The sequence below is a fragment of the Elioraea sp. Yellowstone genome (assembly GCF_006704265.1).
GTDB lineage: Bacteria > Pseudomonadota > Alphaproteobacteria > Acetobacterales > Acetobacteraceae > Elioraea.
Map to the genome: position 1 here is coordinate 1 of NZ_VIKA01000092.1, position 13,727 is coordinate 13,727.

The window sequence follows — 13,727 nt, forward strand, 5'->3', positions numbered from 1 at the left end:
CCTGCGCGGGCGCTGACGCCGGCGCAGGCCGGGGCGGCGGCGAGCCTGCGCCGCGCAGTGGCGGCGGGCGGCTTCGGCGTGACGCTGCTCGACGGCGTCACCGGATCCGGCAAGACCGAGGTCTATCTCGAGGCGGTGGCGGCGGCGATCGCGCGCGGGCGCCAGGCGCTCGTGCTGCTGCCGGAGATCGCGCTCTCGGCGCAGGTGATCGACCGCTTCACCGCGCGCTTCGGCGCGCCGCCCGCGGTGTGGCACTCGGAAGTGGCGGGCGCGCGGCGGCGCGCGACCTGGCGCGCGGTGGCGGAAGGGCACGCGCCGATCGTGGTGGGCGCGCGGTCGGCGCTGTGGCTGAACTTCGCCGCACTCGGCCTGATCGTGGTGGACGAGGAGCACGAGACCGCGTTCAAGCAGGAGGATGGCGTCACCTACCACGCGCGCGACATGGCGGTGGTGCGCGCACGCCTCGAAGGGGTGCCCTGCGTGCTGGTGAGCGCCACGCCCTCGCTGGAGACGCTCGCCAATGTCGAACGCGGGCGCTACGCGCGGCTTCACCTCCCCGAGCGGCACGGCGAGGCGGGGATGCCGCAGGTGGCGGCGATCGATCTCAGACGCACCCCGCCGCCGCGCGGGCGGTTCCTCGCGCCACCCCTGGTCGCGGCGATCGAGGAGACGCTGGCGCGCGGCGAGCAGGCGCTGCTGTTCCTGAACCGGCGCGGCTTCGCGCCGCTGACGCTCTGCCGTGCCTGCGGGCATCGGTTCCAGTGCCCGAACTGCACCGCCTGGCTGGTGGAGCACCGCTACGCGCGCACGCTGCAGTGCCACCATTGCGGGCACACCGAGGCCGCGCCGGAGACCTGCCCGGAGTGCGGGGCCGAAGGATCGCTCACCGCGATCGGGCCGGGCGTGGAACGGGTGGCGGAGGAGGCGCACGCGCTGTTCCCCGCGGCGCGCGTGCTGGAGATGAGCAGCGACACGGTGCGCGGAGCGCATTCGGCCGCGGCGATGGCGGCGATGATCGAGAACCGCGAGATCGACCTGATCGTCGGCACGCAGCTCGTCGCCAAGGGTTGGCATTTCCCGCATCTGACGCTGGTCGGCGTGGTGGATGCGGATCTCGGGCTCGCGGGCGGCGATCTGCGCGCGGCGGAGCGCACCTTCCAGGTGCTGCACCAGGTGGGCGGACGGGCGGGGCGCGCGGCGCAGGCGGGGCGCGTGCTGTTGCAGACCTGGAATCCCGGCCATCCCGTGATGCGGGCGCTCGTCTCCGGCGAGGTCGATCGTTTCGTCACCGAGGAGATGGCCGAGCGGCGCGCGGGCGGCTGGCCGCCGTTCGGGCGGCTGGTGGCGGTGATCGTCTCGGCGGGCGAGGCGGCGGTGGCGGATGCGGCCGCGGCGGCGCTCAGGCGTGCCGCGCCGACGGGCGAGCGCTTCGTGGTGCTGGGTCCCGCGCCGGCGCCGCTCGCGGTGCTGCGCGGGATGCACCGGCGGCGGCTGCTCCTGAAGGCCGCGCGCGAGGTCGATGTGCAGGCGCTGATGCGCGACTGGCTGGCGGCGGCCGAGGTGCCGCGCGCGGCGCGCATCGACGTCGATGTCGACCCGGTGAGTTTCGTCTGACGGATGCAGGTTCCCGGGATGGGGGGTGCAGGGGGAAGGGCCTCGCGGCCCTTCCCCCGGCCCTCATGCGGCGGCCTGCCGCCGCCGGGCTCAGGCGAGATCGAAACGGTCCAGGTTCATCACCTTGGTCCATGCCGCGACGAAGTCGCGCACGAACTTCTCCTGCGCGTCGTCGCAGGCATACACCTCGGCGAGCGCCCGCAGCTCGGAGTTCGAACCGAAGATCAGATCGACCCGCGTGCCGGTCCATTTCAGCTCGCCCGTGCGGCGGTCACGGCCCTCGAACAGCATCTCCGCCTCCGAGGTGGGGCTCCACACCGTCCGCATGTCCAGCAGGTTGACGAAGAAGTCGTTCGTCAGCGTGCCGGGACGGGTCGTGAACACGCCGTGCCGCGCGCCCGCGAAGTTCGCGTCGAGCGCACGCATCCCGCCGACGAGGACGGTCATCTCGGGCGCGGTCAGGGTGAGGAGCTGCGCCCGGTCCACCAGGAACTCCTCGGTCGCAACCGGCCGATCGCCCTTGACGTAGTTGCGGAACCCGTCGGCGACCGGCTCGAGCACGGCGAAGGAGTCGACATCCGTCTGCTCCTGCGTCGCGTCCGTCCGGCCGGGCGTGAACGGCACCTCGATCTCGTGGCCCGCAGCCCGCGCCGCCTGCTCGATGGCGGCCGAGCCGCCGAGCACGATCAGGTCGGCGAGCGAGACCTTCTTGCCGCCATTCGCGCTGGCGTTGAACGACGACCGGATCCCCTCCAGCGTCGCCAGCACCTTGGCGAGCTGCGCCGGCTCGTTCGCCTCCCAGTCCTTCTGGGGGGCAAGCCGGATGCGCGCACCGTTCGCGCCGCCGCGCTTGTCGGAGCCGCGGAAGGTGGAGGCCGAGCACCAGGCGGTGGCGACGAGCTCGCGGACGGTCAGGCCCGAGGCGAGGATCTTCGCCTTCAGGGCGCGGATGTCCGCGGCGTCGACCAGCGCGTGGTCCACCGCGGGCACGGGATCCTGCCAGATCAGGTCCTCGGCCGGCACCTCGGGACCGAGATACCGGACCTTCGGCCCCATGTCGCGGTGGGTCAGCTTGAACCAGGCGCGCGCGAAGGCGTCGGCGAAGGCGGCCGGGTCCTTGTGGAACCGCCGCGAGATCGGCTCGTAGATCGGATCCATGCGCATCGCCATGTCCGCCGTGGTCATGATCGGCGGATGGCGCTTGGCGGGATCATGGGCATCCGGGACGAGCGTCGCCGCGGCAGGATCGGTCGGGATCCACTGCCAGGCGCCAGCCGGGCTCTTGGTCAGCTTCCACTCGTAGCCGAACAGCATGTCGAAATAGCTGTTGTCCCACTTCGTCGGGGTCGGGGTCCACGCACCCTCGATGCCGCTGGTGATGGTGTCGCCGCCCTTGCCGGTGCCGAAACGGTTGTACCAGCCGAGGCCCTGCTGGGCGATCGGCGCGCCTTCCGGCTCCGGCCCGACATGCGTCGCCGGCGCCGCGCCGTGGCACTTGCCGAAGGTGTGGCCGCCGGCGGTCAGCGCGACGGTCTCCTCGTCGTTCATCGCCATGCGCGCGAAGGTCTCGCGGATGTCGCGCCCCGCCGCCACCGGGTCAGGATTGCCGTTCGGTCCTTCCGGATTGACGTAGATCAGGCCCATCTGCACCGCGGCGAGCGGGTTCTCGAGCTGGCGGTCGCCGCTGTAGCGCTTGTCGCCGAGCCAGACATCCTCGCTGCCCCAGTAGATGTCCTCCTCGGGCTCCCAGATGTCGACGCGGCCGCCGCCGAAACCGAAGGTCTTCAGCCCCATCGATTCGAGCGCCACGTTGCCGGCGAGGATGAACAGGTCAGCCCAGGAGATCTTCTCGCCGTACTTCCTCTTGATCGGCCACAGCAGCCGCCGCGCCTTGTCGAGATTGGCGTTGTCCGGCCAGGAGTTCTCGGGGGCGAAACGCTGCGCGCCGGTCGAGGCGCCGCCGCGTCCGTCGCCGATGCGGTAGGTGCCGGCGGCGTGCCATGCCATGCGGATCAGCAGCGGACCGTAGTGCCCGTAATCCGCCGGCCACCAGTCCTGCGAGTCCGTCATCAGGGCCTGCAGGTCCCGCTTCAGCGCCCAGTAGTCGAGCTCCTTGAAGGCCTTGCGGTAGTCGAAGCTTGGCCCCATCGGGTTCGACAGCGCCGAGTGCTGGCGCAGGATGCGAAGGTTGAGCTGGTTCGGCCACCAGTCGCGGTTGGTCCGGCCTCGCAGCGTCGCGTTCGGGCGAACGCCGTGGATCACCGGGCAGGTGCCGGCGCTCGAGCCGATATTTCCGTCCATGGTCCTCTCCTCAGTCGGCTGCCTTCAGTCGCCTGGTCCGCCAGCGGCGCCGGTCTCGACGCCGCGACGCCATCCTCCCGCCGGCCGGATGCTCAGGATCAGCCGCGTGACCGGCACGCCTGCGCCGCGGGCACGACCGTGCCGACGGTGAGGCCGTCTCCTGCCCTCGCTCCGGGGCGAGTCATCGTGCACGCAGCTTGCAGCATCCCGACGATCAAAGAAAGCATCAAGAATCAACCGATCTGATAGATTGGGTCTATGGTGAACCGAAGGTCGAGACGATGAACCTCCGCGATCTCCGCTACCTGCTGGCCGTGGCCGACCATCGCAGTTTCGGCCGCGCCGCCGAGGCCTGCGGGATCAGCCAGCCGACCCTGTCGGTGCAGATCCGCAAGCTCGAGGACCTGCTCGGCGTGACGCTGTTCGAGCGCAGCAGCCGGAGGGTGGTGCCCACCCCCGCCTGCGAGCGCCTGCTCGGCCATGTCCGTGCCGCGGTCGCGGAGGCGGACGCGATCCTCGCGGCGGCGCGCGAGCTTCGCGACCCGCTGGCCGGCCATGTGCGGCTCGGCATCATTCCCACCCTCGCCCCCTATCTGCTGCCGCTGATCTTCATGCCGCTGCGCGAGGCGCTGCCGAGGCTCGAGGTGGAGCCGTGGGAGGACCAGACGGCCGGGCTCCTCGCACGGCTGCGCACCCACGAGCTCGACGCCGCGCTGCTGGCGAGCGAGGTGGATGGCCAGGACCTGGACAGCCGGCCGCTCTTCGACGAACCCTTCCTCGCCGGCCTGCCGCCCGGGCATCCCCTCGCTGCGCGCGCGGTGGTGGCGGAGGGGGAGCTCGCGCAGGACATCCTGGTCCTGACGGATGGCCACTGCCTGCGCGACCAGGCGCTCGCGATCTGCGGCCGCGACGGGGCGCTGGGCGGGCCGCTGCGCGCGGCCAGTCTCGCGACACTGCTCAACATGGTGGCGGCCGGCTACGGCACCACGCTGGTCCCTGGGCTGGCGGCGGGAGCGGCGGAGGATGCCGGGATCGTGCTGCGGCCGCTGGCGAGCCGGGCCGGGCGGACGGTACGCCTCGCCTGGCGCGCGCGCTGTCCGCGGCGGGCGGCGCTGCAGGCGGTGGGCGATGTCATCGCCGCACGCCTCCGCGGCTTCGCGGAGAAGGCGGCGTAGAACCGGTTCCGACCCGGCGCAACCGGGTCTAGAACGGCGCGATGGAGTGGCTGGGCGACTGCCTGCACGCGCTGACCGCGCTCGACGCGGAGGGGACGGCCGCGCTCGTCGCCTCGCTCTTCGTCGCCGGCCTGGCAGGCGGGGCGACCCACTGTGCCGGGATGTGCGGACCCTTCGTGATCGCGCAGGTGACGTCGGGCCTCGCCGCGCGGCCGACGCTGACGCGGCTCTCGGCCGGGGCGCTGCTGCCGTATCATCTCGGACGCGCGGCGACCTATGTCGGGCTCGGCGCGGCGGCGGGGCTGGTCTCCGGCGTGGTGGTGCACGGCGCCGGCTTCCGTCCGGTGCTGGTCGGGCTGCTGGCGGTCGGCGCCGTGCTGATGCTGGCGCAGGCGATCGCCCAGCTTGCGACGCTGCTGCCGGCGGCGCCGGCGGGTCTCGCCGACCGGGTCGCGCTCGCGGCCGCGCCGCTGATGGCCGATGCGCGGGGGTCGCGGCGCTTCCTGCTCGGCCTGGTGCTCGGCTTCCTGCCCTGCGGTCTGCTCTACGGCGCGCTCGCCGCGGCGGCCGCTGCGGGCAGCGCGCTCGGAGCGGCCTTCGCCATGGCGGCCTTCGCGCTCGGCACCATGCCGGCGCTCATGGGTGTCGGGCTGGCCGGCGCCTTCTTCGGCCGGCGCTTCCTGCCGGCCGCGCGCGCCATCGCCGCACCGATGCTGGTGATCAACGCCGCGGTGCTGGCCGTGCTCGCGATGCGCGCGGCGGCCTGATCATTCCACCACGTCGCGATAGGCGTGCCAGGTGGCATGCCCGATCAGCGGCATGGTGACGGCGAGGCCGAGGAACAGCGGGATGATGCCGAAGGCCGTGAAGGCGACGATCAGCCCGGCCCAGAGCGTCATCGCCGGCCAGTTGCGCCGCACCGCGACGAAGCTGGTGGCGACCGCGACCCAGACGGTGACGTCGCTACGGTCGAGCATCATCGGGATCGACACCGCCGAGATCGCGAACACCACCGCGGCGAACACCGCGCCCACCGCGCTGCCGAAGGCCCAGAACGGGATGGCGTCCGCCTGGGCCAGACGGATCACGAGGTTGTCCCAGTTGGGGTTGAAGCCGAGACCGAAGAAGACGGCGAAGATCAGGAGCGCGATGCGGATCCAGCCGAGATGGAAGAGGCCGAGCAGCGCGCCCAGGTAGGAGAGCTGCAGCGGGTTGCGCCGGAACGCGCCGAGCGCCGCGCCCAGGCTGACCGGCTCGCCCGTCTCCAGCCGCCGGCTGGTCTCGTACAGCCCGACCGCCATCAGGGGAGCGAGGAAGAAGAACCCGGCCGTCATCGGCAGCACGAGCCAGAACACGCCCACCTGCAGCAGCAGGATCAGCAGCACGTAGGTCAGCACCACCATCAACGCGCCGTAGGCCAGGCTGACGCCGGGCGCGGCCAGCACGTCGCGCCAGCCCGCCGCCAGCCAGGTCCAGGGCCGGTCGACCGGCACCAGCCGCACCCGCGGGCTGTCGCCGTAGAACACCGGGATCGCCTGGTCGGTCATGCACGTATCCCCATGCACTGGGCGTGGCTCCGGCCGCGCCGCCGCGCCACCTTTCTCGCGCGTGCGGCCGGGCGCCACCTTGACGCACATCAATGTTGCACCGCGGCGCGGCTGCCACGCTGCCATCGTTGCGAGGCTGGCGGCACCGGCCGGAACACGGAACGAGGGTAGCATGGCGCAGAGCATTGCGGCGACGGCAGGGGCTCGACCGGCGCCCGGCTATGTCGAGGATGTCATCCGGGCCTTCATCGTCGCCACCGTGTTCTGGGGCGTGGTCGGGTTCCTGATGGGCACGACGATCGCCTTCCAGCTTGCCTACCCGATCCTCAACCTCGACCTCGAGTGGACGACGTTCGGTCGGCTCCGCCCGGTGCACACCTCGGCGGTGATCTTCGCCTTCGGCGGCAACGCGCTGCTCGGCACCAGCCTGCACGTGGTCCAGCGCACCTGCCGCGCAAGGCTGTTCGGCGGGGCGGAGGCCGGATGGTTCCTGTTCTGGGGCTATCAGACCTTCATCGTGCTCGCCGCGCTCTCCTACGTGATGGGCTACAGCCAGAGCAAGGAATACGCCGAGCCCGAGTGGTTCATCGACCTGTTCCTGACCTTCGTCTGGGTGGTCTACCTGGTCGTGTTCGTGGGCACGATCATGAAGCGCGAGGAGCCGCACATCTACGTGGCGAACTGGTTCTACCTCGCCTTCATCGTCACGATCGCGATGCTGCACATCGGCAACAACCTGACCCTGCCGATCGCCTGGGGCGCATCGAAGAGCTACCAGCTCTCCTCCGGCGTGCAGGACGCGATGATCCAGTGGTGGTACGGCCACAACGCGGTGGGATTCTTCCTGACCGCCGGCTTCCTCGGGATGATGTACTACTTCATCCCCAAGCAGGCCGAACGGCCGGTCTACTCCTACCGGCTCTCGATCGTGCATTTCTGGTCGCTGATCTTCCTCTACATCTGGGCCGGGCCCCACCACCTGCACTACACCGCGCTGCCGGACTGGGCGCAGACGCTGGGGATGATCTTCAGCGTGATGCTCTGGATGCCGTCCTGGGGCGGCATGATCAACGGCATCATGACCCTCTCGGGGGCGTGGGACAAACTGCGCACCGATCCCGGCCTGCGCTTCTCGGTCGTCGCCGTCGCGTTCTACGGCATGTCCACCTTCGAGGGGCCGGTGATGAGCGTGAAGGCGGTGAATGCGCTCAGCCACTACACGGACTGGACCGTCGGTCACGTGCACTCGGGCGCGATGGGCTGGGTCGGGTTCATCGTGTTCGGCGCGATGTACTACCTGGTGCCCGTGCTGTGGAAGCGCCGCGGCCTCTACAGCCTGAAGCTGGTCGAGTGGCACTTCTGGATCGCGACGCTGGGCATCGTCTTCTACATCACCGCGATGTGGGTCTCGGGCGTGATGCAGGGGCTGATGTGGCGCGCCTATGACGAGCTGGGCTTCCTGCAATACAGCTTCATCGAGACGGTCGCGGCGATGCACCCCTACTATGTGATCCGCGCGCTCGGCGGCGTGCTCTACCTCACCGGGGCGCTGATCATGGTCTACAACCTGTGGAAGACCGTGACGCACAGCGAACCGGTCCGACAGCCCGCACCCGCATGGCGTCCGCAGGCAGCCGAGTAGGGAGGGCCAGCCGATGCTTCGCCACGCCACCATCGAGCGCAACGTCATCCTGCTTGCGGTGCTGACGCTGATCACGGTCTCGATCGGCGGCATCGTGCAGATCGTGCCGCTGTTCACCATCGAGACGACGATCGAGCGCGTCGAGGGCATCCGTCCCTACACGCCGCTCGAGCTCGCCGGGCGCAACATCTATCTGCGCGAGGGCTGCTACGCCTGCCACAGCCAGATGGTCCGCCCGTTCCGCGACGAACTCGAGCGCTACGGCCACTACTCGCTCGCCGCCGAGTCCATGTACGACAAGCCGTTCCAGTGGGGCTCGAAGCGCACCGGGCCGGATCTCGCGCGGGTGGGGGGCAAGTACTCGAACGAATGGCACCTCCAGCACTTCATCGATCCGCGCAGCGTCGTGCCGGAGAGCGTCATGCCGCCCTACGGCTTCCTGCTCCGCCCGCTCCGGACCGACGACATCGAGCGCCATCTGCGCGCGCTGCAGCGTCTTGGCGTGCCCTATACCGACGCGATGATCGCCAACGCGGCGGCCGACCTGCGCGCGCAGGCCGATCCCGACGGCGATCATTCCGGCCTCCTGGAACGCTATCCGAAGGCGCCGACCGGCGCATTCGACGGCAATCCCGGCCGAGTGACCGAGATGGACGCACTGATCGCCTACATGCAGATGCTGGGCACGCTGGTCGATTTCGCCGACGTCACCCCCGAGTCGGTGCGCCAGTGAGGGGGCGGCGATGATGGACTGGCTCGCCGACCACTACGCCGCGTTCCGCCAGTTATGGTCGGTGTGGTTCCTGCTGCTGTTCGTCGGCATCGTCGCCTGGGCGTTCTGGCCACGCAACAAGGAGCGGCTGGAGCGGCAGGGCCGCATCCCGCTCGACGATGACCGCTGAGAGAGGAGCGCCCTCGTGCCCACGAAGATCGAGAAGGACGCGGTCACCGGCAAGGAGACCACCGGCCACGAATGGGACGGCATCAAGGAGCTGAACACGCCGCTGCCGAAATGGTGGCTCTACATCCTGTATGCGACGATCGCCTGGTCAGCGGTGTGGGCGGTGCTCTATCCGTCGTTCCCGGGTCTCTCGGGCCACTGGCGCGGCACCACCGGCTGGACGCAGCGCAGCGCGATCGTCCAGCAGATGCAGGCGGTCGAGGCCGAGCGCGCGCCGATGCTGGAGCGCATCCGCGCCGCCGCGCTGGACGAGATCCGGCGCGACCCCGACCTGCTCCAGTACGCTATGGCGGGCGGGCGTGTCGCCTTCGCCGACAACTGCGCCGCCTGCCACGGCGCCGGCGGCGAAGGCCGGCCGGGAGGTTTCCCCAACCTTGCCGACGATTCCTGGATCTGGGGCGGCACGCTCGAGGACATCCATGTCACGATCCGCCACGGCATCCGCAACACCCAGGACCCGGAGGCGCGGATGAGCCTGATGCCGGCCTACGGGCAGATCCTCTCGCGCCAGGAGATCGACGACGTCGCCGAGCACGTGCTGAGCCTGACCGGCCGCAGCACCGATGCGGCGAGCGCGGCGCGCGGCGCGACGATCTACACCGAGCAGTGCGTCGCCTGCCACGGCGAGCGTGGCGAGGGCGTGCGTGCCCAGGGCGGGCCGGCGCTGAACGACGCGATCTGGCTCTACGGCGGCGCCAAGCGCGAGATCGCCGCGCAGATCGCCAATCCGCGCATGGGCGTGATGCCGCCCTGGCAGGGACGGCTCGACGAGGCGACGATCCGCATGCTGACCGTCTACGTCCACACGCTCGGCGGCGGCGAGTAGCGCGAGGGAGAGGAATGCGCGTGGACAGGCCCGCCAAGGCGGCCGAGGCGCCGATGAGCCCGGCTCAGGGGTCGCTCTACGCCAACCGCGTGAAGGTCTATCCCGCGCGCGTGCACGGTCGCTTCCGCCGGTTCAAGTGGGCATTCCTCGTCTTCGCCCTCGCGGTCTACTACCTGCTGCCCTGGCTGCGCTGGCACCGCCCCGGCGACGCGCCCGACCAGTTCCTGCTGATCGACCTCGCCGGCCGCCGCTTCTATCTCGGCCCGCTCGAGGTCTGGCCGCAGGAGATCTACCTCGTCACCTTCCTGCTGATCTTCTCGGCGATCGCGCTGTTCCTGGTGACATCGCTGTTCGGCCGCGTCTGGTGCGGCTTCGCCTGCCCGCAGACGGTCTGGACGGATCTCTACATGTGGGTCGAACGGCGCATCGAGGGCGACCGCAACGCGCGCATGAAGCTCGACCAGGGGCCGAGGAACGGCGCCTACTGGACGAAGAAGGTCACCAAGCACGCGATCTGGCTGGTGATCGCCGCCGCCACCGGCGGTTCCTTCGTGCTCTACGTCCAGGACGCGCCGACGGCGGTGCGCGCGATCTTCACCGGCCAGGCGGGCGCCTGGACCTATACCTTCGTCGGCATCCTCACCTTCACCACCTACGCGCTTGCGGGCTGGGCGCGCGAGCAGGTCTGCACCTATATGTGCCCCTGGCCGCGCTTCCAGGCCGCCATGCTGGACACGCAGTCGCTCGTGGTCAGCTACCGCGCCTGGCGCGGCGAGCCACGCGGCAAGCACAAGCAGGGCGAGAGCTGGGACGGCCGCGGCGACTGCATCGACTGTCGCCAATGCGTGAATGTCTGCCCGACCGGGATCGACATCCGCGACGGCCAGCAGCTCGAATGCATCGGCTGCGGCCTCTGCATCGACGCCTGCGACGCGATCATGGACAAGGTCGGGCGGCCGCGCGGCCTGATCGCGCTCGACACGCTCGCCGACATGCAGGCCTGCGAGCGCGCGATCGCCGGGGTGCCGCCCGGACCGCGCCGCGTGGAGATCGCCGCGGCCGCGCACACGCCGCTCAAGCTGATCCGTCCGCGCACGCTCATCTACGCGGCGGTGCTCGGACTGGTCGGCCTGCTGATGCTCGGCACGCTCGCGATGCGCGAGACGACGGAACTTTCCGTGCTGCGCGATCGCGCGCCGCTGTTCGTCACGCTGGCCGACGGTTCGGTGCGCAACAGCTACACGCTGAAGATCGTCGAGAAGCGGCACCACGACCGGACGCTGACGCTCCACCTCGATGGCCTGCCCGGCGCGACCCTTGCCGGCCTCGGGGTCGACGAGGCGCGCGACCGCACGATCCCCCTCTCGGTGCGGCCGGGATCGGTCGCCACGCACCGCGTGCATGTCTTCGCCCCGGCCGGCGCGCCTCTGCCCGCGAGCACACCGGTCACCTTCCGCTTGGTCGAGCCCGACGGCCGCGAGGCAGCGCGGCACGCAAGCGTCTTCCTCGCTCCGGGACGATGAGCATGGCGAGCGCGCCCGCACGCCGCAGCGGCTGGATTCCCTGGGCTTTCGTCGCCTTCATGGGCCTCGTCGCCGCGGTCAACGGCGTGATGGTCTATCTCGCGCTCTCGACCTTCACCGGCACCACCATCGATCGCGCCTACGAGCGCGGACGGCGCTACAATGAGGTGCTGGCCGAAGCCGAGCGCCAGGCCGCGTTCGGCTGGCGGTTCGAGCTGCGCTGGGCACCGGCGACGGAGCCGAACAAGGGCCGCCTCGTCGTCGCCGCGACCGACCGGCATGGTGCACCGCTGGAGGGACTCGCGATCGAGGGCAAGGTGCTGCGCCCGCTCGGCCGGCCCGCGCCGATCCCCCTCGCCTTGACCCAGGCCGGCAGCGGCCGCTACGTCGCGCCGGTCACCCTCGACGGCGCCGGCCAGTGGGAAGTGCGGCTGGCGGCGCGACGCGGCGCGGACGGTCCGGTCGAGTTCCGCGAGCGGATCATCGTGCGATGAACGCCTTCGCCGGGACGCGCGTCGAGCCCCCCCGCGCCAGCACGGCCTGCGCGCATTGCGGCGCGCTCTGCGCCGACGGGGCGCGGTTCTGCTGCGCCGGCTGCGAAGGCGCCCATGCCCTGATCCGCGGGCTTGGCCTGGATCGGTTCTACGCACGGCTGGAGGGCCATGCGCCGAAGCCCGACCCCGACGCGCCACGCCACGATCTCGCCGCGCGCGCGCGCCGCGACGGCGACGTCATGGCGGTCGATCTGATGGTCGGCGGCATCACCTGCGCCGCCTGCTGCTGGCTGATCGAGCAGGTGCTGGCGCGCGAGCCCGATATCACCTGGGCGCGCGTCGCGCTCTCCACCCGGCGGCTGACCATCCGCTGGCGCGGCGCGGCCGCGCGCGCGAACGAGTTCGGCGCGCGCATCGCCGCGCTCGGCTTCGCGGTCGCGCCGTTCGATCCCTCCTGCCTCGCCGCCGGCGACGAGGCGGAGGCGAAGCGGCTTCTCCGCGCGATGGGCATCGCCGCCTTCGCCTCGATGAACGTGATGCTCGTCTCGGTCGCGGTCTGGGTCGGGCATGCCACCGGCGACATGGGGCCGGCGACGCGCGACCTGATGCACTGGCTCGCCGCGCTGATCGCGCTCCCGGCGGTGGCGGTCGCGGGGATGCCGTTCTTCCGCCCGGCCTTCGCCGCACTGCGCGCCGGGCGCGCGAGCCTGGACCTGCCGATCAGCCTCGGCGTGCTCGCGACCTCGGCGATGAGCCTCTCCGAGACGGTCCGCGGCGGCGACTACGCCTATTTCGACTCGGCGGTCATGCTCGTCTTCCTGCTGCTGGTCGGCCGCTATCTCGACCGCCGCGCGCGCGGCCGCGCACGCGAGGCCGCCGCCCGGTTGATGACGCTGAACCGCGCACCCGTGGGCGTGCTGGACGAGGCCGGAATCGCGCATCCGCGCGCGCCCGAGGAGGTGCGGCCGGGCGAGCGCGTGCTGGTCGCGCCCGGGGAGCGGATCGGCGTGGACGGCGTCGTGGTCTCCGGTCGGACGACGCTGGATGAGAGCCTGCTCACCGGCGAGACCCTGCCGCGCCCGGCCAGCCCGGGCGATGCCGTGCATGCCGGCACGCTGAACCGCGACGCCGCGCTGGTGGTCGAGGCGCGCGCCTGCGGCGCGGACACGCTGCTCGCCGCGATCGTGCGGCTGATGGAGCGCGCCGAACAGTCGCGCTCGCGCTTCGTCGCGCTGGCCGACCGGGTGTCGCGCTGGTACACACCCGTGGTGCATGTGCTGGCGATCGGAACGTTCCTGGCGTGGTGGGGCGCGTTCGATGTGGTCTGGCAGCAGGCGCTCGTCCATGCCGTGGCGGTGCTGATCATCACCTGCCCCTGCGCGCTCGGCATCGCCGTGCCGGCGGTGCAGGTGGCCGCGGCCGGTGCGCTGATGCGGCGCGGCGTTCTGGTCACCTCCGGCACGGCGTTCGAACGGCTCGCGCAGGCGGATGTCGCGGTGCTCGACAAGACCGGCACGCTGACGCGCGGCCGGCCGGTGCTCCAGCCTGGGGCATGGACGGCGGACGACCTGCGTGCGGCCGCGGCACTCGCTGCGGCCTCGCGCCATCCGCTCGCGCGGGCGCTGGCCGCCGCCGCGCCCGAGG

General features: G+C 71.3%; 12 protein-coding genes. 10 read left to right on the forward strand and 2 right to left on the reverse strand.

The annotated features are described in order from the left end of the window. Positions 1–1,614 (forward strand): primosomal protein N' (priA, locus tag FK498_RS12790; protein WP_141855142.1); only part of this gene is annotated, 1,614 nt, incomplete at its 5' end. A gap of 90 nt (positions 1,615–1,704) precedes the next feature. On the opposite strand, the gene katG is transcribed toward priA, so the two are convergent. Beyond that, a complete protein-coding gene (katG, locus tag FK498_RS12795; protein ID WP_141855144.1) occupies positions 1,705–3,915 on the reverse strand; it encodes a catalase/peroxidase HPI in 2,211 nt (736 codons plus the stop codon). A gap of 281 nt (positions 3,916–4,196) precedes the next feature. Between katG and FK498_RS12800 the strand changes: the two genes are divergently transcribed. Both FK498_RS12800 and FK498_RS12805 read left to right on the forward strand, forming a co-directional pair. Next, positions 4,197–5,090: a LysR substrate-binding domain-containing protein gene (locus tag FK498_RS12800; protein WP_141855146.1), complete on the forward strand. Its 894-nt coding sequence runs from the start codon at positions 4,197–4,199 to the stop codon at positions 5,088–5,090. A 41-nt stretch (positions 5,091–5,131) separates the two neighbouring features. Then, positions 5,132–5,857 (forward strand): sulfite exporter TauE/SafE family protein, encoded by a 726-nt coding sequence (locus FK498_RS12805; protein ID WP_141855148.1) that lies wholly within the window; start codon positions 5,132–5,134, stop codon positions 5,855–5,857. Here FK498_RS12805 and FK498_RS12810 read toward each other — a convergent pair whose 3' ends face one another. Continuing rightward, positions 5,858–6,637 carry a DUF2189 domain-containing protein gene (locus FK498_RS12810; protein ID WP_141855150.1) on the reverse strand — a complete coding sequence of 260 codons (780 nt, stop codon included), beginning with the start codon at positions 6,635–6,637 and terminating at the stop codon, positions 5,858–5,860. It lies immediately after the preceding gene. A 172-nt stretch (positions 6,638–6,809) separates the two neighbouring features. Here FK498_RS12810 and ccoN point away from each other — a divergent pair, with 172 nt between their 5' ends. The 7 genes from ccoN to FK498_RS12845 form a co-directional block, all read left to right on the forward strand. Beyond that, positions 6,810–8,279, forward strand: a complete 1,470-nt coding sequence (gene ccoN / locus FK498_RS12815) for a cytochrome-c oxidase, cbb3-type subunit I (RefSeq protein ID WP_141855152.1) — start codon at positions 6,810–6,812, stop codon at positions 8,277–8,279. A 13-nt stretch (positions 8,280–8,292) separates the two neighbouring features. Beyond that, a complete protein-coding gene (gene ccoO, locus FK498_RS12820; protein WP_141855154.1) occupies positions 8,293–9,012 on the forward strand; it encodes a cytochrome-c oxidase, cbb3-type subunit II in 720 nt (239 codons plus the stop codon). A 10-nt stretch (positions 9,013–9,022) separates the two neighbouring features. Next, on the forward strand, positions 9,023–9,181 hold the full coding sequence (locus tag FK498_RS12825) for a cbb3-type cytochrome c oxidase subunit 3 (protein WP_141855156.1): 159 nt from the start codon (positions 9,023–9,025) through the stop codon (positions 9,179–9,181). Between the two features lie 15 nt (positions 9,182–9,196). Continuing rightward, the gene (ccoP, locus tag FK498_RS12830) at positions 9,197–10,066 is read left to right on the forward strand and encodes a cytochrome-c oxidase, cbb3-type subunit III (protein ID WP_141855158.1); all 870 of its coding nucleotides are present in this window, start codon (positions 9,197–9,199) and stop codon (positions 10,064–10,066) included. Between the two features lie 14 nt (positions 10,067–10,080). Further along, positions 10,081–11,589 carry a cytochrome c oxidase accessory protein CcoG gene (ccoG, locus tag FK498_RS12835; RefSeq protein ID WP_237560936.1) on the forward strand — a complete coding sequence of 503 codons (1,509 nt, stop codon included), beginning with the start codon at positions 10,081–10,083 and terminating at the stop codon, positions 11,587–11,589. Between the two features lie 2 nt (positions 11,590–11,591). Further along, complete coding sequence (locus FK498_RS12840; RefSeq protein WP_161988405.1) at positions 11,592–12,083, forward strand: FixH family protein; 492 nt, start codon at positions 11,592–11,594, stop codon at positions 12,081–12,083. After that, positions 12,080–13,727, forward strand: a 1,648-nt coding sequence (locus tag FK498_RS12845; protein ID WP_141855164.1) for an HAD-IC family P-type ATPase, incomplete at its 3' end; no start/stop codon positions are given. The genes FK498_RS12840 and FK498_RS12845, both read left to right, overlap by 4 nt.